This window comes from Shewanella sp. 10N.286.52.B9, from assembly GCF_002873635.1.
Lineage (GTDB): Bacteria > Pseudomonadota > Gammaproteobacteria > Enterobacterales > Shewanellaceae > Shewanella.
The window spans coordinates 13,905-37,803 of record NZ_MCTY01000164.1 but is presented as its reverse complement, the minus strand read 5'-3'; the positions used below and the strand labels follow the sequence as shown (position 1 = coordinate 37,803).

General features: G+C 40.3%; 20 protein-coding genes. 8 read left to right on the top strand and 12 right to left on the bottom strand.

Annotated features, from left to right (window positions below):
• Positions 1-73: 73 nt before the first annotated feature.
• The 9 genes from BCU91_RS09520 to aroA form a co-directional block, all read right to left on the bottom strand.
• Entirely contained in the window at positions 74-625 is a 552-nt protein-coding gene (locus BCU91_RS09520; protein WP_102439829.1) for a DUF2058 domain-containing protein, read from the bottom strand.
• Between the two features lie 27 nt (positions 626-652).
• The gene (locus BCU91_RS09515; protein ID WP_102531364.1) at positions 653-1,456 is read right to left on the bottom strand and encodes an SDR family oxidoreductase; all 804 of its coding nucleotides are present in this window, start codon (positions 1,454-1,456) and stop codon (positions 653-655) included.
• Positions 1,457-1,542: 86 nt separating this feature from the next.
• Positions 1,543-2,238: an orotidine-5'-phosphate decarboxylase gene (pyrF, locus tag BCU91_RS09510; protein ID WP_102531363.1), complete on the bottom strand. Its 696-nt coding sequence runs from the start codon at positions 2,236-2,238 to the stop codon at positions 1,543-1,545.
• 27 nt (positions 2,239-2,265) lie between these two features.
• Positions 2,266-3,426 (bottom strand): lipopolysaccharide assembly protein LapB, encoded by a 1,161-nt coding sequence (gene lapB / locus BCU91_RS09505; RefSeq protein WP_102476829.1) that lies wholly within the window; start codon positions 3,424-3,426, stop codon positions 2,266-2,268.
• A gap of 1 nt (position 3,427) precedes the next feature.
• Positions 3,428-3,727, bottom strand: a complete 300-nt coding sequence (locus BCU91_RS09500; RefSeq protein WP_102439825.1) for a lipopolysaccharide assembly protein LapA domain-containing protein — start codon at positions 3,725-3,727, stop codon at positions 3,428-3,430.
• Between the two features lie 122 nt (positions 3,728-3,849).
• Positions 3,850-4,137, bottom strand: a complete 288-nt coding sequence (gene ihfB, locus BCU91_RS09495) for an integration host factor subunit beta (RefSeq protein ID WP_076536501.1) — start codon at positions 4,135-4,137, stop codon at positions 3,850-3,852.
• Between the two features lie 72 nt (positions 4,138-4,209).
• The gene (gene rpsA, locus BCU91_RS09490; protein ID WP_277869102.1) at positions 4,210-5,898 is read right to left on the bottom strand and encodes a 30S ribosomal protein S1; all 1,689 of its coding nucleotides are present in this window, start codon (positions 5,896-5,898) and stop codon (positions 4,210-4,212) included.
• 92 nt (positions 5,899-5,990) lie between these two features.
• Positions 5,991-6,668, bottom strand: a complete 678-nt coding sequence (cmk, locus tag BCU91_RS09485) for a (d)CMP kinase (protein ID WP_102531362.1) — start codon at positions 6,666-6,668, stop codon at positions 5,991-5,993.
• 175 nt (positions 6,669-6,843) lie between these two features.
• The gene (aroA, locus tag BCU91_RS09480; RefSeq protein WP_102439822.1) at positions 6,844-8,124 is read right to left on the bottom strand and encodes a 3-phosphoshikimate 1-carboxyvinyltransferase; all 1,281 of its coding nucleotides are present in this window, start codon (positions 8,122-8,124) and stop codon (positions 6,844-6,846) included.
• 423 nt (positions 8,125-8,547) lie between these two features.
• Between aroA and BCU91_RS09475 the strand changes: the two genes are divergently transcribed.
• Entirely contained in the window at positions 8,548-9,738 is a 1,191-nt protein-coding gene (locus tag BCU91_RS09475) for an amino acid aminotransferase (protein WP_102476832.1), read from the top strand.
• Between the two features lie 109 nt (positions 9,739-9,847).
• On the opposite strand, the gene serC is transcribed toward BCU91_RS09475, so the two are convergent.
• A complete protein-coding gene (gene serC, locus BCU91_RS09470) occupies positions 9,848-10,939 on the bottom strand; it encodes a 3-phosphoserine/phosphohydroxythreonine transaminase (protein WP_102531361.1) in 1,092 nt (363 codons plus the stop codon).
• A gap of 311 nt (positions 10,940-11,250) precedes the next feature.
• Here serC and BCU91_RS09465 point away from each other — a divergent pair, with 311 nt between their 5' ends.
• Positions 11,251-12,396 (top strand): serine hydrolase domain-containing protein, encoded by a 1,146-nt coding sequence (locus tag BCU91_RS09465; protein WP_102476835.1) that lies wholly within the window; start codon positions 11,251-11,253, stop codon positions 12,394-12,396.
• An 80-nt stretch (positions 12,397-12,476) separates the two neighbouring features.
• Here BCU91_RS09465 and gyrA read toward each other — a convergent pair whose 3' ends face one another.
• A complete protein-coding gene (gene gyrA / locus BCU91_RS09460) occupies positions 12,477-15,179 on the bottom strand; it encodes a DNA gyrase subunit A (RefSeq protein ID WP_102439818.1) in 2,703 nt (900 codons plus the stop codon).
• Positions 15,180-15,535: 356 nt separating this feature from the next.
• On the opposite strand from gyrA, the gene ubiG reads away from it, so the two are divergent.
• The 5 genes from ubiG to yfaE all read left to right on the top strand — a co-directional run bounded on the left by ubiG (position 15,536) and on the right by yfaE (position 21,346).
• A complete protein-coding gene (ubiG, locus tag BCU91_RS09455) occupies positions 15,536-16,261 on the top strand; it encodes a bifunctional 2-polyprenyl-6-hydroxyphenol methylase/3-demethylubiquinol 3-O-methyltransferase UbiG (protein ID WP_102439817.1) in 726 nt (241 codons plus the stop codon).
• Positions 16,262-16,411: 150 nt separating this feature from the next.
• Positions 16,412-17,080, top strand: coding sequence for an HAD-IA family hydrolase (locus BCU91_RS09450; protein ID WP_102439816.1), 669 nt, complete (start codon positions 16,412-16,414; stop codon positions 17,078-17,080).
• A gap of 463 nt (positions 17,081-17,543) precedes the next feature.
• Positions 17,544-19,832 (top strand): class 1a ribonucleoside-diphosphate reductase subunit alpha, encoded by a 2,289-nt coding sequence (gene nrdA, locus BCU91_RS09445; protein ID WP_102531360.1) that lies wholly within the window; start codon positions 17,544-17,546, stop codon positions 19,830-19,832.
• A gap of 55 nt (positions 19,833-19,887) precedes the next feature.
• Positions 19,888-21,018 carry a class Ia ribonucleoside-diphosphate reductase subunit beta gene (gene nrdB / locus BCU91_RS09440; protein ID WP_102439814.1) on the top strand — a complete coding sequence of 377 codons (1,131 nt, stop codon included), beginning with the start codon at positions 19,888-19,890 and terminating at the stop codon, positions 21,016-21,018.
• Positions 21,008-21,346: a class I ribonucleotide reductase maintenance protein YfaE gene (gene yfaE, locus BCU91_RS09435; RefSeq protein WP_102476838.1), complete on the top strand. Its 339-nt coding sequence runs from the start codon at positions 21,008-21,010 to the stop codon at positions 21,344-21,346. Before nrdB ends, yfaE begins: the two co-directional genes overlap by 11 nt.
• Before the next feature lie 70 nt (positions 21,347-21,416).
• On the opposite strand, the gene BCU91_RS09430 is transcribed toward yfaE, so the two are convergent.
• Entirely contained in the window at positions 21,417-22,307 is an 891-nt protein-coding gene (locus BCU91_RS09430) for a LysR family transcriptional regulator (RefSeq protein ID WP_102439812.1), read from the bottom strand.
• A gap of 114 nt (positions 22,308-22,421) precedes the next feature.
• Between BCU91_RS09430 and BCU91_RS09425 the strand changes: the two genes are divergently transcribed.
• The gene (locus tag BCU91_RS09425) at positions 22,422-23,828 is read left to right on the top strand and encodes an MATE family efflux transporter (protein WP_102531359.1); all 1,407 of its coding nucleotides are present in this window, start codon (positions 22,422-22,424) and stop codon (positions 23,826-23,828) included.
• Positions 23,829-23,899: the final 71 nt, after the last annotated feature.

The window sequence follows — 23,899 nt, the reverse complement described above, 5'->3', positions numbered from 1 at the left end:
TGCAATAAAAAATGCCTCTTCATGAGGCATTTATTTCTGTTTTATCCCAAGCATTAGCTTGGGTTAAAAAACCTTACCACATTAAATCATCAGGAATAGCGTAATCAGCATAAGGATCGTTTTCTTCACTGGCCTGTTCAACTTGATTATCAGCAGATTCTTGCCATAAATACCCACACCACTCAGGTACCAACAAGTTAACTCGTTCAGCAAGTTTATGGGGCACAATATAACTTTTGTCTTCAAAACGCACGATACCAACAACACCCGTTTGTAATTGGCCTTGTAGTTTTTCATCCACATAAACAGATAAAATTTTATTCTCAACTGTAAAGTTAAATTTTATCTCGCCGCCTGCAGGTGCTTTAATCGCAAACTTAGTAAATTCAGTGATTAAACCACGTACCTGACCTTTTTCTGACGCTTCAGCAAAGCGCTGCTCGTTTAAGGCTTTGTCCTTCGCTGCTTGTTCAAGTTTTTGCTGGGCAATTTGTTGCTTTAACGCTGCACTGCCATCATCAATTTTCGCTTTCTTTTGTTTACGCTTTTGTGTTTTCACATCGCGCGCTTTTTGCTTACTGGCAAGTCCTGCTTTTAGCAGCTGCTCTTGTAATGCGTTTGCCATTTAAATCACCTATAAAAATTGTTCATATTACTGTGGTAAATGTTTTGCTAATGCATCCATTGCAGCGCCTGCGCCACCTAAAGACCAACCGCCATCGACGGGCAAAATGGTGCCTGTGATGTAGCTGGCCATGTCAGAAGCTAAAAATAACGCTGCATTGGCAATATCTTGTTTTTGACCATTGCGCTTTAATGGCACACTGTCTGCTATCATTGATTTTAAAGCTTTACTGGGCGCTAAGCGATCAAAACCTTCTGTCTCTTCGATTGGGCCAGGTACAATCGAGTTTACCCGTATCCCTTCAACGCCCCACTCCATTGCTAAAGTGCGAGTTAACATATCAACGCCGGCTTTAGCAGCGCATACGTGCACTTGCAAAGCCATTGGCACGTAAGCCTGAGGTGCAGAGATTTGTATCACGCTCGCATTGCCTTTAGTCAACAAAGGGTAAGCTTGCTTAATGACTTGAAAGCTACCTAATAAATCAATATCCATCACTGATTTAAAACCATTAACGGAGAGATCTTTTGCCCTTGAAGGGAAATTACCCGCAGCGCCGCTGATGAGTATATCAATAGTGTTATATTGATCAGCGATGCTATTGAAACCAGATGCAACTGCGTCTGAATCTCTGACATCAAAACTTACCCCAATATGCTTACCTTTGGGATTGGTTTGCTGCAGTAAAGCTAGCGCAGTATTGACTTTATCCATGCTACGACTGGCAACAGCCACATTGGCCCCCACTTTAGCAAAAGCACACGCTATACCTAAATTGATACCACTGGTGCCACCTACAACAACGACATTCTTTCCTTGATAATTAAACATTTTATGCTCCTGCATGTGTGTTATTAATCAGTTTAAAAGTTGCGCTGCTATAGGCTAGTGCTGGCGAAAATGTTCGCTATTAACTGCTATTTAAGCGAGTTAACGATTGCCTGTAACGACGCTAATGGATCTGTCGCTTTAGTAATGGGTCTACCGATTACTAAATAATCTGAACCAGCCGCAATTGCTTTTGGTGGCGTCATAACACGGTGCTGATCACCAACATCAGCGCCAACGGGGCGAATGCCGGGAGTGACTAAATTAAAGGCTCCGCCAAATGTTTGTTTTAGCATAGTTGCTTCTTGAGCTGAGCACACTATACCATCTAGGCCTGCTTGCTGTGTTAACGCTGCTAGGCGTTTAACATGTTCTGAAGCTGGCACATTGATCCCTAATAGCGCGAGGTCTTCATCACTCATAGAAGTCAGCACTGTCACGGCGATTAATAATGGCGCATCTTTACCATAATTCCCTAATGCCGTTTTAGCAGCTTGCATCATGGCTAAACCGCCGCTTGCATGGACATTGGTCATCCAAACACCGAGATCGGCAGCTGCTGATACCGCTTTAGCCACAGTGTTAGGGATATCATGGAATTTTAAATCAAGAAATAAATCAAAATCACGGTCATGGATATCTTTAACCAGTTGTGGGCCGAATAAAGTAAACATCTCTTTGCCTACTTTTAAACGACACATAGTAGGATCAAGTTTATCGATTAAAGCAAGCGCCTCATTTTTATTGTCATAATCTAAGGCCACTACAATCGGTTTATCTGCCATGTTCACTCCAGTAATATAAAAAATCAGTTATTCGCCATCTAGCCCTTTTACGCGTTTTATACTTCCCCACTCTTTACATGATGGACAATGCCAGTAAAGGCTGTGTGCAGGGAAACCGCATGAGCTACAACGATAACTAGGACGAAATTTAATTTGTTGTTCTACTAACTTTTCAAGCATTGAAAGACTTTGTTTCGCTTGGCCATCTTCAGCTTGCTTGATATGCAATTGCATTAAATGTTGGAAACCTTTCATTGTTGGATGTCGATACAAATGATCGAGCACCATTTTTTCGGCATTTTCACTAAAGCCTTGCTGAATTTTATGCTGAGCTAACGCAATAATTACTGACGCGCTAGCGCCTTCTTGTAAAGCTTGCTGAAGCAAGGTTTGGTAACCTTCAAGATCGTTACTGTCGCGGTAGACTTGCTTAGCAATACCAATGGCATCAGCAAATAACTCTATATCGGCAAGTTTTAACTCGACTAAGCTTTTTTTACATAGGCTTACTTGGTTAGCATCAAGATATATCTTCGCTAGCGTTAACCAGGCACGGCCACATTTATCATCTAATTTAATGGCTTGTTGGAGATATTTGATTTTTTCAGCGTTTCCAGATTCTTCATCAGCGAGTTGACAATAAAAATGAGCGGTTACATGTTTTAAAACTTGCTGGCGTTTGCGACTTAGGCGTTTAGTAATATTAATGGCGTTTTGCCATTCTTTAGTGACTTGATAAATTGATATTAATGCAGTTTCAGCTTCTTCGCTGTGATCATCTTGACTAACAAGATTAATAAAGATTTCTTCAGCTCTATCGTAAAAGCCGGCGGCTAAATAGTCTTTACCTAACTCCATCATGGCAATATCGCGTTGCTCTGTGGTAAGGCTTGGTCTAGCGATGAGGTTTTGATGTATTCTAATGGAGCGGTCTACTTCACCGCGCTTTCTAAATAATGAACCTAAAGATAAATGGGTATCTATGGTTTCATCGTCAACATCTAGCATGGTAATGAACAAATCAACCGCTTTATCTGATTCATTAGACAACAAAAAATTAAGCCCTGTAAAATAATCACGGCTTAGTTTTTTACTTTGTTGTTTTTGATTCTGTCTTATACTTCTTCGACCCATATACCAGCCATAGCCGGCCGCGATAGGTAATAACAGAAAGAGGATTTCAAGCATATTACGCTACAGTATCCTGTGACATTGGTTGAGATTGTTGTTCTAACAGTTGCTCTGTTAATTGGGCAATTTGCTTTTTGTTTTTTCTTAATATGATTTTGAATTTTAAAATATAATAAGCAGCAAATAACCAGCTTATGACAAAACCACTGAAAAAAACAACAGCGAGTACGACGGGTAAACGATACTGACCTTCTGCAATAAAATAACTTACAGTGACAATTTGTTCATTCTTAGCACCAAAAAGTAAAGCTAGGACAAAGAATAAACCAACAATAACAATGGCAATAAATGATTTCACGTGAGTCTCCATTCAACGTCGCAATATAATTGATTATCCAAGATATTTGCTAAAGTAACCAGCTTTGCAGTGCAATAGATACAAAAAAGCCTCCAAAAGGAGGCTTTTTAATCAAGCGTTAATTAAACATTAACCGCATCGACACGTTCACGCAGTTCTTTGCCTGGCTTAAAGTGCGGTACATATTTGCCTTCCAAGTCAACTGAGGTTCCAGTTTTTGGATTACGACCAACACGTGGTGCACGATAATGAAGAGAAAAACTACCAAAGCCACGGATTTCAATACGATCCCCGCCTTCTAATGTTGTTGCCATTTGCTCCAACATTTCTTTAATAGCACTTTCCACTTCTTTAGCCGACAACTGCGACTGCCCAGTGGCAAGCTTTTCGATCAGTTCGGATTTTGTCATCCTTTACCCTCTATAATCAAGCCAAAACAGTCGCCTAATGGGGAGCGAACTCCCCAAACAACAGGCGATATATTACTTACGAGCTGCCTTGAACGCTTCAGCCATTGCATTACTAATAACAGCATCTTCTTGCTTGTTAATAGTTGCCATAGCTTCTTTCTCATCTGCTTCATCTTTCGCTTTGATAGATAAGCTGATAGAACGATTCTTGCGATCTACGCCCATGAACTTAGATTCAACTTTGTCACCTACAGCGAATACTGTAGATGCGTCTTCGATACGCTCGCGAGAGATATCTGCAACGCGAAGGTAACCTTCAACAGTTTCAGCTAGTTCAATTGTAACGCCTTTAGCGTCAACAGCAGTAACTACACCATTTACAATAGTACCTTTCTTCTTATCTGCCAAGTAGGCATTGAAAGGATCGTCTTCAGTTTGCTTAACGCCTAAGCTGATACGCTCGCGCTCAGGGTCAACTGAAAGTACTACTGCATGGATTTCGTCGCCTTTTTTGTACTCAGAAACAGCGTCTTCGCCAGTTCCGTTCCAAGAAATGTCAGAAAGGTGAACAAGACCATCGATGCCACCGTCAAGACCAATGAAGATACCGAAGTCAGTGATAGACTTGATCTTACCAGAAACTTTATCGCCCTTGTTGAAACGAGTAGCGAAATCATCCCATGGATTAGTCTTACATTGCTTAAGACCTAGAGAAATACGACGACGTTCTTCATCGATGTCTAATACTAGAACTTCAACTTCATCACCTAAGTTAACAACTTTAGATGGGTGAATGTTCTTATTAGTCCAATCCATTTCAGAAACGTGAACAAGACCTTCAACGCCTTCTTCGATTTCAACGAAACAACCGTAGTCAGTTAGGTTAGTTACGCGACCAGTTAAGCGTGTGCTTTCTGGGTAGCGCTTGCTGATTTCTAACCATGGATCTTCGCCAAGTTGCTTAAGACCTAGTGATACGCGTGTACGCTCACGGTCATACTTAAGAACTTTAACGTTGATTTCGTCACCAACATTAACGATTTCAGATGGGTGCTTAACGCGCTTCCAAGCCATATCAGTGATATGTAGAAGACCGTCAACGCCACCTAAGTCTACGAATGCACCGTAGTCAGTAAGGTTCTTAACGATACCTTTAACTGCTTGACCTTCTTGAAGGTTCTCAAGAAGAGCATCACGCTCGGCACTGCTTTCTGATTCGATAACAGCACGACGTGAAACAACAACGTTGTTACGCTTCTGGTCAAGTTTGATAACTTTGAATTCTAATTCTTTGTACTCTAGGTGAGCAGTATCGCGAACTGGGCGAACGTCTACTAGAGAACCTGGTAAGAAGGCACGGATACCGTTTAATTCAACAGTGAAACCACCTTTAACTTTACCATTGATGATACCGATTACAGTTTCAGCATCTTCATACGCTTTTTCTAGAACAATCCAAGCTTCGTGACGCTTAGCTTTTTCACGAGATAATTGAGTTTCACCGAAACCGTCTTCAACAGAGTCAAGTGCAACATCAACTTCATCGCCAACAGCGATTTCTAAAACACCTTGAGCGTTTTTGAATTCGTCAGCAGAGATAGGGCTTTCAGACTTAAGACCAGCGTCAACAAGTACAGTACCGTTTTCGATGCGTACTACTACGCCACGTACGATAGAACCAGGACGGAACTCAAGTTCATTTAGGGATTGTTCAAATAGATCAGCAAAAGATTCAGTCATTTTATGATTACTTTCTTTTATAAACCACCATCCATCCTAGATGTGGAGTCAATTAATTGATTTACATCTTCCGTGATATAAATGTTGTTTGATAAATTCTCAGAATTAAGAAATTACCTTAAGTTTTTATTGATGTGTTCAAGCACAAGCTCAAGCACTTCATTAATACCTATGCCACTAGTATCAATAACTAGCGCGTCATCTGCAGGCACTAAAGGTGAGACAGAGCGATTAATATCGCGGTCATCACGCTCAATGATTTCAGATAAAAGGCGATCGATATTAACATCGAAGCCTTTGTCCTGCAACTGTTTATAGCGTCGCTGCGCCCTTTCCTCTGCGGATGCAGTTAGGAATATTTTTGCGGGTGCGTTAGGAAAAACCACTGTTCCCATGTCACGCCCATCGGCGACTAAACCCGGTTCAGCACAAAAAGCACGTTGTCGTCTCAGTAATGCTTCTCTTACGCGAGGTAAAGCAGCGATTTTAGATGCTGCGTTACCACATTCTTGAGTACGAATACTGGTTGAAACGTCTTCACCTTCTAAAATGACTTTTACAAGGTCACTGCCCGCTAAGAACTGCACGTCTAAATGAGAAGCAAGTAAGGTGATCGCCTCTTCATTTTCTAATTCAACATCGTGATGAATGGCTGCAAGGGCTAAAACACGATAGATAGCGCCGCTATCTAGTAAGTGCCATTCAAGTCGCTCAGCGACGAGTTGGCATATGGTCCCTTTTCCTGCACCGCTTGGTCCGTCGATTGTGACTACTGGAGCACGTTCAGACATAAATTCCTCCGAAAAAAACAATCTTCCATGAATATAAAAAGGTTCATCAAAATGAGCGGGCGGCATTGTACAACAATTTACAGCAAAATACTGGAGAAAATTTACGATATTCAATCAAGATCAAATGACGGCAGTATATTGACTGCCGTCATATTTAAGACTTAAACCAAGCGCTTTACTCACCGATACGTGCAAATTCAGTAAAATAGGCTGGGAAGGTTTTAGAGGTGCAATCTGGATCATTAATGGTAATACCGCAATCAGCAAAAGCCAGCATTGAAAAACACATCGCCATTCGGTGATCGTTGTAAGTGTCAATTGCTGCTGTATTTAAAACAGCTGGTGGCGTAACGGTAATATAGTCATGACCCTCGTCAACGGTTGCACCGACTTTACGTAATTCAGTGGCCATTGCTGCAAGACGATCGGTTTCTTTAATGCGCCAGTTGTAAATGTTTGTGATACGTGTGGTGCCTTCGGCAAATAATGCCGCAGTTGCAATGGTCATTGCCGCATCTGGAATGTGATTCATGTCTAAATCAACCGCGGTTAATTTTGCTTGGCGCGCGATAATAAAATCGTCGCCCCACTCGATGTCTGCGCCCATTTTTTCGAGTACATCAGCAAATTTAACATCGCCTTGAATACTGAGTTTACCGACACCGGTCACTTTGACTTCACCGCCTTGAATTGCGCCAGCAGCAAGAAAGTATGAAGCAGAGGATGCATCGCCTTCAACTAGCACTTTACCTGGGGAAACATATTTCTGACCTGTAGGTATTTCAAAACGGCGGTAGTCATGATTGATCACTTCAACACCAAAACGGGCCATTAGTGCGATAGTGATATCAATATATGGTTTAGACACTAACTCACCTTTAATGGTGATATTAACCGTGTCTTTGGTTAATGGCGCTACCATTAACAAAGCTGTGAGGAACTGACTGGATAAATCCCCCGCTATCTCAACATCACCGCCATTTAAACCATTGGCATTAATCGTCAGCGGTGGAAAACCATCATTTTTAAGATAGCTCACTTCAGCACCGAGTTGACGTAGTGCATCAACAAGATCGCCAATAGGACGCTCTTCCATACGTGGTTCGCCCGTTAAGGTGAACTCGCCACTGCCCAGTGTCAATGCCGCGCATAAAGGCCGCATTGCTGTCCCCGCATTACCTAAAAATAAGCTTTGCGCTTGTTCCGCCGTAATAGGCTTACCTAAGCCTTGTAGCTCACATACGGTGTTATTTTCAGATAATTGGTAATCAACGCCTAATTGCTTTAATGATGCCAACATATAGCGAATATCATCTGAATCAAGCAGATTTGTTAGCGTGGTTCTGCCTTCGGCTAAGGTTGCTAATAACAGCGCTCTATTCGAAATACTCTTAGAGCCAGGAATATTGACAACGCCATTTACTTTTTGGATCGGATCAAGACGCAATTGTTTCATTACAAGTTCTTCTTAAATGTCTTCTCCCTGCTACGGAAGAATAAATGTGTATGGGCTAAAGAGAAAATGACGTCTTTGTCAATTTATCTATACGAATTAGATGGTATAAACTTAATAAATTATTCTTGAATACAAATTTACTGATTGCAGCCAATGATTCAAGGGATAACTGAAATTAAATGACAGTTTTACGCTGAACTTGAATTATTTGCGTAAAAAAAGCGCAACTCGGCCATTTATATGACCCAAACAGCCAACTTCATTAAGCAAATAAATGACTTTTTTGGTAAAAGTGTAAACTTTAAACTAAGTAAAATCTTTATTTTAGGTAGTTTCTAGAAATAGCCATTTCAATCAGTATTTAAACCACGTTATGCTAAACAAAACCCTACTTTTATTTTTAATACTATAAGGTCAATGGCCATGTTTAACGCGTTAACTGCAATGCCTGCAGATCCCATTCTTGGTTTACTTACTCAGTACCGCCAAGACACTCACCCACAGAAGATTGACCTCGGGGTTGGTGTTTACAAAGACCCAATCGGCAATACGCCTATTCTTGATTGTGTAAAGACAGCAGAGCGACTGCGCACTGAGTCTGAAACGACTAAGGTTTATATTGGCCCTACTGGTTCTCCTCAGTTTAATACTTTGATGACAGAACTAGCATTTGGCGAAGCTCACAGTGCATTAATTGCTGACCGTATCCGAACGGTATCAACGCCTGGTGGCACAGGTGCCCTGCGCGTTGCTGCTGAATTTATTAAAAGCTGTAATCCTAATGCCGTGTTATGGGTGAGCGATCCAACCTGGGCTAACCATACTGGCTTATTTGAAGCCGCTGGCATCACTGTAAAAACTTACCCATATTATGATTACGATGCGAAAACTCTAAAATTTGATGAAATGAAAGCGGCATTAAATAAGATCGGTAGTAACGATGTGGTACTACTACATGCATGTTGTCATAACCCAAGCGGCATGGATTTAACCAATGCCCAGTGGGATGAAGTCATCAGCATTACCGCTAAGCAAGGTTTTACCCCATTAATTGATATGGCATATCAAGGGTTTGGTGATGGCGTTGATGAAGATGCTTACGGCGTTCGTCAAATGGCCGCTCAAGTTGAAGAAATGATCTTATGTAGTTCATGTTCTAAAAACTTTGGTTTATACCGTGAACGAATTGGTGCTTGTAGCATTATGGCTAAAGATAGTACTAAGGCGAATATTGCTTTTTCTGTACTCTTGTATGTAGTGCGTTGTATTTACTCAATGCCGCCAGCTCATGGCGCAGCCCTTGTTGAAACCATTTTAGGTGACGCACAATTAAAGCAGCAATGGTTAGATGAGTTAACCGTTATGCGCAACCGCATTAATGGCAATCGACAAATGTTGGTCAACAAATTAATAGAACAAGGGGTTAAACAAGATTTCAGCTTTATTGCTAACCAAAAAGGCATGTTCTCTTTCTTAGGGATTAATGCTGAGCAAGTTGAAACCCTTAAAAAAGAACATAGCATTTATATGGTCGGCTCAAGCCGTATGAGTATTGCGGGTATAAGCGAAACAAATGTTGATTACCTTGCAAAATCAATCGCTATAATTCTTTAACTATCTGGTTGTAAGCCAATAATTGCGTTTAAAAAAGCGAATAATGACTGCTCATTATTCGCTTTTTATTCTGTAGAACTAAAGCTCAACAATGTAACTTGGTATCGCTTTAGCTATGCTGCTTAGCAAAAGCTTGCATAAAGTCAACCAGCGCCTGCACACCCGCTAACGGCATAGCATTGTAAATACTGGCACGCATGCCGCCTACTACTCTATGACCTTTTAAGGCGACCAAGCCTGCTTGCTCAGCTTGGGCTAAAAACTCACTATCTAAGCTACTATCGCTTAATTGGAATGTCACATTCATCCGTGAACGGTTTTGCTTACAAACACCGTTGGTATAAAACGGGTTGTTATCAATACAGTCATACAGCATTTGCGCTTTTTGCTGATTTAATGCTTCCATTGCAGCTACGCCGCCTACTGATGTTAACCAGTCAAACACTTCGGCAGCTAAGTACCAGGCGAACGTGGGTGGCGTATTGAACATCGAGTCATTGGCTTGTGCGATACGGTAATCCATAATCGATGACTGCGGCAAACTGGGTAGCTGCAACATATCATCTCTGACAATCACGATAGACAAGCCTGAAGGGCCGATATTTTTTTGAGCGCCAGCGTAAATCAAACCATACTTACTGACATCGATTTTTCGCGACATAATGGTTGAAGACAAATCAACCACGACTGGCCAAGGACACTCAATTTCATCTAAAATTTCGATGCCATCAACGGTTTCATTGGCGCAAAAGTGCAAATAACGATAATCGTCACTATGCGCGCTAAAGTCAGGCAGCACCACCTGATTTAAACCATCGATATTTTCAATGATATTGACTTGATCAATGTTGTTTTCACCAACCAGTTTTATCGCTTCTTTTACCGCAGCCGTTGACCATTGGCCATTAACTAAATACAAGGCTTTACCGTTGTCACCTAAGAAATTATTAACAACATTGGTAAATTGACCTCGTCCGCCGCCATGCATAAACAAAACGTGATAGTTTTTTGGAATATCCATCAAGGTACGTAAGGTTTTCTCGGCATGTTGGGTTAACGCCATAAACTCTTTACTACGATGACTAATTTCCATTACGGACACACCCAAGCCATTCCAGTTAATTAATTCTTGCTGCGCTTTTTGCATCACAGCTTGAGGTAACATGGCAGGTCCAGCACAGAAATTATAAATAGCGCTCACAGCATTGTCCTTATATCGTTTTTAGTTAACACATTCATAATGTATCGAATTCTCAGCAGTATATCGCAACTGTTTGGCAGCTAAAATGAAAATTAATCATCAATGCTGATTCTGTCGAGCTTTATTGCTAGTTAATGACAATAAACGACAACGCTATTTTAAAAACTAAGTGCTATTTATCACTAGTAAAGTGAGAAAAATTACACAACAATAGTCATACTAAAGCATTAGGTTATAGTCTCTTTGGAGATTGGCCTTGTGTCAGTGTTAACTAGAATAATAAATACCGTAACGCGGTCATGGATATTTACATGTTTTCAAAATCGGCTTTTATCGTAGGCACGCTTTCTTTAGCAATAAGCACTGTCCTTGTCAGTAAGCCAACACATGCTTCAATTTATAACGGCGTATCTGATAAATTTAAGCAAAAATTTCATCAGCAACTTAAAAAGAACAAAGTCCCGGGCGGTGCGTTTGTTATTGTCGAAGGCGACAAGATTCTAAAGCTCAGTTATTACGGTAAACGCAGCAAAGGTAGCGCTTTAAATGTAAATGCCAATACGGTGTTTCGACTTGCATCTGTATCTAAAACCTTTGCAGGTACTCTGGCCAGTATGTTAGTCCAGGAAAATAAACTTGACTGGCAACAACCGATAAATGCTTATCTTCCAAGCTTTGTATTAGCTGATCCTAAAGCCAGTCAGAAAATTAACCTAGGCCATATTATCGGTCAAAGCACAGGCTTAATGCCAAATAGCTACGATAACTTAGTCAATGCCAATGTAAGCAAGGATAAAATTCTAAATAAGTTTTCAGAAATAACCCCAATGTGCAGGCCTGGCGTTTGCTATAGCTACCAGAATGTAGCCTTTTCATTTATCGAATCTGCCATTGAGCAAAAAAGTGGCCTAAGCTACGAGAACTACATTGAAAAACGCATCTTTAAGCCACTAGAGATGAATAACGCCTCAACAGGCTATACAGCATTTATGGCGGAAAAAAATCGCGCAGAGCCACACATTAAGACTAAATCAGGCTTTAAAAAAGTATCAGTAAAACCAAACTACTATGAACTGGCTCCAGCGGCAGGCGTCAATGCGAGCATTACTGATATGTCCAAGTGGTTAATCGCCAACTTAGGCGAGAAACCTGCTGTACTTTCAAGCGCTGTGATTAATGATGTGACGACGCCAGGCGTTAAAACAACCAAGGAGCTTCGCCGCCGAGATTGGCGTACCTACCTTGATAATGCTTATTACGGCAAAGGATGGCGGGTATATGAGTTTGAAGGCCGGCCATTAATTTATCACGCTGGTTGGGTAGCGGGTTATGTTGCTGAAATTTCCTATTCTCCCGAGCTGAATATCGGCATGGTAATGCTATTGAATGGTGAGTCGAGAGTTATTGCTAAATTGAGTTCTGCTTTTTGGCATGATGTATTTAAACAGCAAAACTAATTCGGACGTCATTATCATCTATAAATGACAAGCAATAAAAAAGGATGCCAATTGGCATCCTTTTTTGTCACTAGAATAACTTATTCGTCATCTTGTGCAGGTGTATCTGTTGCAGGGTTTTCAGCATCAGAAGTAGTTGCAACTACTTCGCCTTCTACTGTTTGACCTTCTGCTTCAGCATCAAGTTCAGATTCATCCATTTGAATTTCTTCGATACGCTGCAAGCCAACGACTTTCTCATCTTCTGCAGTGCGGATAATCGTTACGCCTTGGGTGTTACGACCAATCAACGACACGCCAGCAGATGGTGTACGAACCAAGGTGCCTTTATCACTAATTAGCATAATTTCGTCAGTTTCAGTAACTTGAACTGCGCCTACTACAGCACCATTACGTTCACTTACTTTGATTGAAACCACACCTTTAGTGCCACGGCTCTTAGCTGGATATTCAGCTAAATCAGTACGTTTACCATAACCGTTTTCAGTGACAGTTAGAATATCACCTTCTACTTTCGGAATGATCATCGAAACAACTTTCTGACCATCTTCAAGTTTGATACCACGAACACCTGTTGCTGTACGGCCCATTGGACGAATCGCAATCATGTCTTCACCAGTTTCAGGATCTTTCTTCACTTCACCGGTTTCTGAATCACGTACTTTTTCGTTAAAGCGAACCACTTTACCTTCGTTTGAGAACAACATGATGTCGTTGCTACCGTCAGTAATATCAACACCAATTAGTTGATCGTCGTCTTTAAGGTTAACGGCAATAATACCGTTCGCACGTGGGTTACTGTAAGCCGTTAATGCGGTTTTCTTCACGGTGCCGTGAGCGGTAGCCATAACAATATATTTGTCATCTGCATATTCACGAACAGGTAGAATTGCAGTAATACGCTCACCATCTGACAATGGTAATAAGTTAATGATTGGGCGACCACGAGCGGTACGGCTTGCCAGTGGTAGTTGATAAACTTTCAACCAATACATTTTACCAAAATCAGAGAAACATAAAATCGTATCATGGGTATTGGCAACTAATAGTTTTTCGACGAAATCTTCATCTTTTACTTTAGTAGCAGCTTTACCTTTACCACCGCGGCGCTGAGCTTGATAGTCAGTTAACGGTTGGTACTTGGCGTAACCCATATGAGAAAGTGTTACGACTACATCTTCTTCATTGATTAAGTCTTCTAGACTCATATCAACTTCGTTTTGGTTAATAACAGTACGACGTGGGTCGCCGTATTGCTCAAGCATTTCTTCTAATTCTTCTTTGATCACTTCCATCAAGCGCTCAGGACTACGAAGAATGAATAATAAGCTTGCAATGAACTCAAGTAACTCTTCGTATTCTGAAAGAATCTTCTCGTGCTCTAAACCTGTTAGGCGATGTAAACGTAGCTCAAGAATAGCTTGTGCTTGTTGCTCAGTCAGGAAGTACTTGCCTTCACGGATACCATACTCTGGCTCTAACCATTCAGGTCGAGCAGCATCATCACCGGCTTTTTCAAGCATGCCTTGAACGTTACCAAGATCCCAACCTTGTGCCACTAATTTTACTTTCGCTTCCGCAGGGGTTGGCGATTCTTTAATTAGTGCAATGATTGGATCGATGTTAGCTAATGCAATAGCCAATGCTTCAAGAATATGAGCACGTTCACGGGCTTTACGTAATTCAAATACAGTACGGCGCGTCACCACTTCACGACGGTGAAGAATGAAGCACTCTAGCATTTCTTTCAGGTTAAACAGTTTAGGCTGACCATTGGTCAATGCCACCATGTTAATACCAAAAGAACATTGCATTTGAGTTTGCGCATATAAGTTGTTTAAAACAACTTCACCGACTTCGCCACGTTTGATCTCGATAACGATGCGCATACCGTCTTTATCAGATTCATCACGTAGACCAGTAATACCTTCAATCTTTTTATCTTTAACAAGCTCAGCAATCTTTTCGATCAAGCGGGCTTTGTTAACCTGATATGGGATTTCAGTAACAATAATACGCTCACGGCCATTATTGTCTTCAATTTCAGCTTTTGAGCGCATAATCGCACGGCCACGACCGGTCTTATACGCGTCAATGATCCCTTTACGACCATTAATGCTGGCTGCTGTCGGGAAATCAGGACCTGGGATGTAATCCATTAATTGCTCAATAGATAACTCAGGTTCTTCAATTAATGCTAAACAGCCTTTAATCACTTCTGAAATGTTATGTGGCGGGATATTTGTTGCCATACCAACCGCAATACCAGACGAACCATTAATTAATAATGTTGGTACACGAGTAGGTAAAACCGCTGGGATAAATTCAGTACCATCATAGTTAGGTACAAAATCTACGGTTTCTTTTTCTAAGTCAGCTAATAAAGAATGTGCCAACTTACGCATACGAATTTCGGTATAACGCATCGCCGCTGCTGAATCGCCATCAACAGAACCAAAGTTACCTTGGCCGTCAACGAGCGTGTAACGCATTGAGAATGGTTGTGCCATACGAACAATCGTATCGTACACGGCCGTGTCACCATGTGGGTGATATTTACCAATTACGTCACCAACAACACGAGCTGATTTTTTATAAGGCTTATTGAAGTCGTTTTTCAACTCGTTCATGGCAAATAACACACGACGGTGAACAGGTTTTAACCCATCACGAACGTCAGGTAATGCACGACCTACGATTACACTCATTGCATAATCTAAATATGAATTCTTTAGTTCGTCTTCGATGTTAATTGGCGAAATTGATGATGCCAGATCAGTCATAAACTGCTCGTTCCCCTAAAATTAGCGCACAATAATTATTCCATTTTATTGTGTAGCTCAAAAACGTGATTTGGCATTCTAACACAGATATTTAAAGAGGCTAGACCCTAGAACAAGGAAATATTAACGCGAGGACAAAAGCTGTCAAAAAATCTTTAAATTCAACTATCTCTATTACATTATTTGCGTATTTCATTTTGATAAATTGCCCCATAAAATACTGATGTCGTTTTTATGGGCAGACATTGAGCAATATTCCGTCAACCAAAGTGAAATCTTGCTTCATCTCACTATGTTTATTCAATCCAATGGTTATAATACCTGCAATAAATACTAATAATTAATGGGTTCTCGACATGTCTAACCAAGAACAAACCACGCCGCAAAATGTAGATCATCAAGAAATAGAAAAATTTGCCCAAATGGCCCAGTCTTGGTGGGATCCTAATGGCAGTTTCAAGCCTTTGCATCAACTTAACCCATTACGCCTTAATTATATCGATCAAACCAGTGGTGGTATTTTTGGTAAGCAAGTATTAGATATCGGTTGTGGTGGTGGTATTTTGTCAGAAAGCATGGCTAAAATTGGTGCCAATGTAACAGGTTTAGACATGGGTGAAGCGCAAATTGAAGTGGCTAAACTGCATGCATTAGAAACTGGCATCGATATCCAATATCAAACCATGACCGCAGAAGAACATGCACAGCAACATCAAGGCTATTATGATGTGGTCACATGCATGGAGATGTTAGAGCACGTCCCTGACCCATTATCAGTGATTAAAGCATGCTGCGATATGATTAAACCTAACGGTTATGTGTTCTTTTCAACCATTAACCGTAACCTGATGTCATATATTCAAGCAATTGTTGGCGCTGAATATGTTTTAAAGATGCTGCCAGTTGGCACGCATGACCACAGTAAGTTCATTAAACCGTCTGAGTTAATCAATTTGGTTGACCAAACAGAGCTTCATTGCCGTGATGCTCTTGGGATAAGCTTTAATCCTTTAACGGGTGTATATAAGTACACGAATAAAGTTGACGTTAATTATATGATCGCCACCCAAAAAGCTGATTAGTATCACATCGTCATCTTTAATAGCCAGCCATAAATAGTAGAACAATATTAAAGTAGTAATACTGCAGTGAATCAGTGACATTACTACTTTAATCCTTCACTTAATTCATAATCGGATTAAGTAATCGCTAATAACTTCAGCACGCTTAGGATAACTATGAACAAGATTAAAGGTGTACTCTTTGATTTAGACGGTACATTAGCTGATACAGCCCCAGATCTTGTCCATGCATTAAATTTAAGTTTGCAAGAGCGCGGTATCGCTAGTAAAAGTATTGATAACTTACGCTATGCTGCCTCCCATGGTAGTTTGGCGCTTGTAAAAGCCGGTATACCTGAGCTTTCCCATGAGTTACAAATCGAAGTTCAGCAAGCTTTGTTAGTGCATTACCAACGGGTCAATGGTGAAAAAGCATCATTATTTAGCGGTTTTGATGATTTTCTGTTGTTATTAGAGCAACGTGACATCCCTTATGGTGTTGTTACTAATAAACAAGCCCGTTTTACTCGGCCATTGGTTAAGGCCTTAAACATCGAGCACAAACTCACTGCGATTATCAGTGGTGACTCCACCCAGCACTCCAAACCACATACCGCGCCAATGTTACTTGCTGCCCAGCAAATTAATTGCCTGCCACAGGACATCCTATATATAGGTGATGCTGAAAGGGATTTAATTGCCGCCCGTAATGCTGGGATGAAAGGCGCTATCGCATTATGGGGTTATTTGTCAGAGCAAGATAAACCCAATGAATGGCCGAGTGATTTTCAGTTCAGCAAGGTTGCCGACTTACATCAGGCTTTCCTTAACAAATCTTAAATATAAATAGCAAATAATTTTGTTAACAAAACAATCGATCGCCGAATATTGTAGCGATCGAGCTCACGTTTTTTTTCGGCTAAATATTAATCTTAACCAACAAAATATCGTGTATTTTGACCTAGCAGGTTAGCCTTCACTAACATTGGCCACTATACATAAGATATCCACAACTTATTCACTAAATTGCTGCTTGCAAATCGCCCCAAACCTCACTATCTTGTATGTAAGTTTTAATTAAACACCATATCTTGTGTGTGACATCAGAACAAGACACAAGGCTTTTTCTGCTTTGGGTCTTCAAATAACACTCGTATTTCTTGGATATATTACGTTGTTAGTGCTTATGGATGATCAACTTACAAGGGACCGTATTGTGATTTAATGGCGATCGTAAACGAGACGATTAAAAAAGATCCAAAATTTAAATCACGCAAACTATTTTACAATCAAGGCTTTTTTAATGAACAGCAATATGACAGTCACAAAACGCAGTGGCGAACGCGAAACAATCGATTTAGACAAAATTCATCGCGTTATCGAGTGGGCAGCTAAAGGATTGAAAAACGTTTCAGTCTCAGAAGTTGAATTACGTTCTCATCTACAATTCTTTGACGGTATTCCAACTGAAGCAATCCACGAAACCATTATTAAAGCAGCAGCAGACTTAATCTCACCAGAAGCGCCTGATTATCAATTCCTCGCTGCAAGACTTGCTGTTTTTCATTTACGTAAAAAAGCTTTTGGCCAATTTGAGCCACCGAAGTTAGTTGATCAAGTCACTCGCTTGGTTGAACTTGGCAAATACGATAAGCATATTTTAGAAGATTACACGTCAGAAGAATTAACCATTTTAGATGGTTATATTGACCACTGGCGCGATATGAACTTTTCTTATGCTGCAGTTAAACAGCTTGAAGGCAAATACCTAGTTCAAAACCGGGTCACTAACGAAATTTATGAAAGTGCTCAGTTCCTGTATATTTTAGTGGCAGCTTGTTTATTTGCGCGTTACCCAAAAGACACCCGTTTAGATTACATCAAACGTTTTTATGACGCGGCTTCAACATTTAAGATTTCTTTACCAACCCCAATTATGGCAGGTGTACGTACTCCGACACGTCAATTTAGCTCATGTGTATTAATTGAATGTGACGACAGCCTTGACTCTATCAATGCGACCGCATCTTCAATTGTAAAATACGTTAGTCAACGCGCAGGTATTGGGATCAATGCCGGTCGTATCCGTGCATTAGGTAGCCCTATTCGCGGTGGTGAAGCATTCCATACCGGTTGCTTACCATTTTACAAATACTTTCAAACAGCGGTTAAATCGTGCTCTCAAGGCGGCGTACGTGGTGGTGCAGCTACCCTATTCTACCCGTTATGGCATTTAGAAGTTGAATCGTTACTGGTACTTAAAAATAACCGTGGTGTTGAAGACAACCGTGTTCGCCATCTTGATTACGGTGTACAGCTAAACAAATTGATGTACCAACGTTTAATCAAAGGTCAAAACATCAGCCTATTCAGCCCATCTGATGTGCCAGGTTTATACGACGCTTTCTTCGCTGATCAAGACGAATTTGAACGTCTATACCTTCAGTATGAAGCTGACTTAAGCATTCGTCGTAAAGAGATTAAAGCAGTTGAATTATTTTCATTGATGATGCAAGAGCGTGCATCAACAGGCCGAATCTACATTCAAAATGTTGATCACAGCAATACTCACAGCCCATTTGATCCGCAAGTTGCGCCAATTAAGCAATCAAACCTTTGTTTAGAAATCGCCTTGCCAACTAAACCGTTGAAGAATATTGATGATCCAAATGGTGAGATTGCCCTTTGTACATTATCAGCATTAAACCTTGGTGCTATCAAAGATTTATCAGAGCTAGAACCATTAGCTGACTTAGCAGTACGTGCATTAGATAACTTGCTTGATTATCAAGATTACCCAATCATTTCAGCGCAACTTGGTTCTATGAATCGTCGTACTCTAGGCATAGGTGTGATTAACTTCGCTAATTACCTTGCTAAGAATGGCATGAAATATTCTGATGGCTCAGGTAATAACTTGACCCATAAAACCTTTGAAGCAATTCAATTTTACTTATTGAAAGCATCAAACAATTTAGCAAAAGAGCAAGGCGCATGTCCTTTGTTCAATGAAACAACGTACGCTCAAGGTATTTTACCCATTGATACCTATAAACGTGACTTGGATAAAATTTGTGACGAGCCATTACACATGGATTGGGAAGGTTTACGTGCCGATATTAAACAGCACGGCCTGCGTAACTCCACTCTTTCGGCATTAATGCCGTCTGAAACATCATCGCAAATTTCTAATGCAACCAATGGCATTGAACCACCACGTGGCCTGATCAGTGTTAAAGCCAGTAAAGATGGTCAATTAAAGCAAGTTGTACCTGACTTTGATGAACTTAAAGATAAGTATGAATTACTTTGGAATATGCCAAATAATGAGGGTTACTTACAGTTAGTCGGTTTGATGCAGAAGTTTGTGGACCAAGCAATCTCATCAAATACCAATTACGACCCGACACGATTTGATAATCAAAAAGTGCCTATGCAAACCTTACTGAAAGATTTGCTCACCGCTTATAAGCTTGGGGTTAAGACCCTTTACTATCACAACACCCGTGATGGTGCATCGGATCAGTTTGATGACATCACAGTCGTTGAAAAAGAAGACGATGGTTGTGCAAGCGGCGCTTGTAAGATTTAATCACTAATTAGCATATCAACGCGGGGAGTTTTCCCCGCTTTTTTGGGATATAAAAATGGCTTACTCTACTTTCTGTCAAACTCCGAACAACCCAATGTATGAACCTATGTTCATGGGACAACCCGTTAACGTTGCACGTTACGATCAACAAAAATATGAAGTGTTCGAAAAATTAATTGAAAAACAATTATCCTTTTTCTGGCGTCCGGAAGAAGTAGATGTAAGTAAAGATAAAATCGACTATCAAAGTTTACCTGAGCATGAAAAGCATATTTTTATCTCAAACCTCAAATACCAAACCTTACTTGATTCAATTCAAGGCCGCTCACCAAACGTAGCATTATTGCCATTAGTGTCGTTACCTGAGCTTGAAACTTGGATTGAAACTTGGTCTTTCTCTGAAACTATTCACTCTCGTTCATATACCCATATTATTCGTAATATTGTTAATGATCCTTCAGTAGTTTTTGATGACATCGTCGTCAACCAAGAAATCTTAAAACGGGCCGGTGATATCGCTCAATATTATGATGACTTGATTGAATTAACCCAAGTGATGAATCTACACGGACAAGGCACGCACCTCATCAACGGTAAAGAAATTACCGTTAATAGCCGTATTCTTAAAAAATCATTGTATTTATGCATGATGTCAGTCAACGCATTAGAAGCAATTCGTTTTTATGTTAGCTTTGCATGTTCATTTGCTTTTGCTGAACGTAACTTAATGGAAGGCAATGCAAAAATTATTCGTTTGATTGCCCGTGATGAAGCATTACACCTTAATAGTACTCAGCATATTTTAAATATTATGCAAGGTGGAAAAGACGATCCTGAAATGGGTGAAATTGCGGCTGAATGTGAGCAAGAAGCCTATGACATCTTTTATAAAGCTGCAGAACAAGAAAAGCAGTGGGCACAGTACTTATTTAAAGACGGTTCAATGATTGGCTTAAATGAACAGATTTTATGTCAGTACGTTGAATATATTACTAACCAGCGCATGAAAGCGGTTAATTTAAAACAGCCTTATGCTGAGCAAACTAATCCACTTCCTTGGATGAAAAACTGGCTTGAAAGTGATGCGGTACAAGTTGCCCCACAAGAAGTAGAAGTCTCTTCTTACTTAGTAGGACAAATTGATTCAGCTGTTGATAGCGATGAGTTTTTAGATTTTGACCTATAATAGACATTTAAAAAAAGCCCCCATTGTGAGCTTAAATGGGGAACCTGTGTTGCTGTTTAATCAACAGCAACACACGCTTTTAGAAGTATTAGAAATAAAAAAAGTCAACGTCTTCTCTGAATGTCGACGTGGTTTTTGTGGTGCCTGTAAAACCAAAATCATTAGTGGTAAGGTGAGCTATATCACTGAGCCACTTGTTGAGTTAGAAGCTGATGAATGCCTGCCATGTTGCTGCGTACCCGATAGCAATATTGATTTAGATCTCACCACAGATGAACCCAGTAATATTTACGTTCAACAACGCAGACATCTATTAGTGACTGAGTAATATCACTAATTAACGCTAAGTCATGACCTGACTTTTAGTAATAGCATCTTTGATAGACATAAAAATTGAATTATATTCTTTCTTTTTTAGCTGCGATGAACATTTTTTCCACCTCACCAAACATCCAGTTCATTATGTGTCCCGCACCTTTATCCCGTCGCTTCACTAATCCCATTTCAATGGTGAGTGAATCCGATATGTGATAACAGCTTAACTCAATTATCTCGCCTGTATACCAATCTGAATGGGCAATATGCTCCGGTACTAAGGCCCAACCTAAACCACGGGCAACGAGAGAAGTAATATAATAATAGCTGTCCACGTGCCAACAATTAGCTGAGATAGGTTTACCTGTGGTTTCTAAGTCACAAATAACAAATTGTTTATACATGTTTAACTGTGAAATATTTGGCACTGGTATTGACGCTAACGGATGTTTCGGTGCAACAATTAGAGATTGATGAAAACTATCAATGGTAAAGAACTCTAAACTGTCACTCAGTTGTTCACCCAAGAACAAAATACCTAAATCAGCCTTTCCTATTTCAACCCACTGTGCAATATCGTCTCGGGTTCCATTTAAGATAGTCAGTTTTAATAATGGAAATTGGTGAGCGGTTTTATCAAAAAAATCTTCGAAAATAGAGATAGGTACAGCTTCGTCAATAGCGATTGTTAGCGACAATTCATCATCAGTCATTACCGACATAGCTCTAGCGTTTAAACGCTCACATTGTGCTATAACGGCATTGGCTTCAATATACATTTGTTCGCCCTGCTCTGTCAGCACAGGTAAACGCCCAGATCTATCAAATAATTTAAAACCTAAATCAATTTCCAAGTTAGCTATAGCACTGCTTATCCTTGACTGCGCTTTTCCTAAAGAACGGGCAGCAGCAGAAAATGAACCTAAATTCACGGCAGTAACAAATGCTTGTAATTGCTCTATAGACCAATTCATATTCATACTCTTAATTGAATCATTAACAATCTATCCGTTTAGCGGATAGTAACCAACTTTAGTCTATCTTATATGGTGCGATAATGATGCTTCATTCTCAACAAGCCTTAAAAAATGTCGTTAATCATATCTCAAAAAGTTAACCCTAATAATGTGAAGCAACATTATTGGAAATATGCCATTCCATCGATTAGCGCAATGCTAGTCAGTGGCTTATATCAAATCATCGACGGTATCTTCGTTGGCCATTACATTGGTTTCGAGGGGCTTGCTGGGATCAACCTCGCTTGGCCAATTATCAGCGGTATTATTGGTGTTGGCATGATGATAGGCATGGGTGCAGGCAGCTTATTATCGATCAGCCGTGGCGAGAATAACCCTATAAAATCAAAACGCATTTTAAATAATGCCATCGCCCTGCTCATTGGCTTTAGCATAATGGCTGCGCTGTTCATTCAATTTTTTGCTAAAGACTTATTGTTATTACAAAAAGCTGAAGGTGAGAACTTATCTATGGCAATGGCCTATATAGACGTTTTTGTTTATGGCGCATTTTTTACAACCGCGGCTACTGCAATACCACTGTTAATTCGTAATGATGAAAACCCGGCTATCGCGACACAACTTATGGTGCTAGGTGCCTGTGTAAATATCATATTGGATTACCTGCTGATTGTCCTTTACCCAATGGGCTTGCATGGTGCTGCGTTGGCTACCATGATTTCTCAAACCTTAGTCGTGATATTAGGCGGCTGTTATTTTATGTCGAGTAAATCGAATACTAAATTACAATTTTCTTTGAATGTCATTAACGTTAAGACTATGGGTTCTATAATGGCATTAGGCTTATCCAGTTTGTTTATGTTCATGTATTTTAGCTTTATTATTGCCTTACATAACTACTCATTCATGGTTTACGGCTCGGCTGTGCATGTCGCCGCCTTCGCGATTATCGGCTATATCGCCACAATGTTTTATCTCATAGCAGAAGGGATTGCTGGGGGTATGCAGCCACCGGTAAGTTATTATTACGGCAAAAAACAAATAGCCAACATCAAAACAACGGTGATTCTTGCGACAAAAGTCGTTTGTATTTTCGCACTGTTATTGGTTGTAGTATTAAACTTGTTTCCTAGCAATGTGCTGCAGCTGTTCAGTCATGGCGATGGCGCATTAATGGCTGAAGCTTTAATCGGAATTCGATTACATCTGTTTGCGTTAATCTTGGACGGTATTATCTTTGTGGCCACAGTGTATTTTATGGCCGTTAATCAAGGCCGTAAATCCTTAACCATTTCGATAAGTAATATGCTGATCCAACTTCCATTTTTGATGCTTTTGCCGTTGATGATTGGGGTCAATGGTATTTGGCTGGCTGTGCCACTTTCCAATATAAGCTTATGTCTTTTACTGATGCCGATGGTATTTAATGAACTAAAACGCATTAAAAAGATCGACGAACAACACCAGCCTGTAGCGGTAGTACAGCAAAGTCCCCAAACAACGAGTGTGCACGCGTAAGCGCTGTGCAAATATACAAAAGGACTGCAAATGCAGTCCTTTTTAGTTTATTCGATTGTAGACTGTAGGCC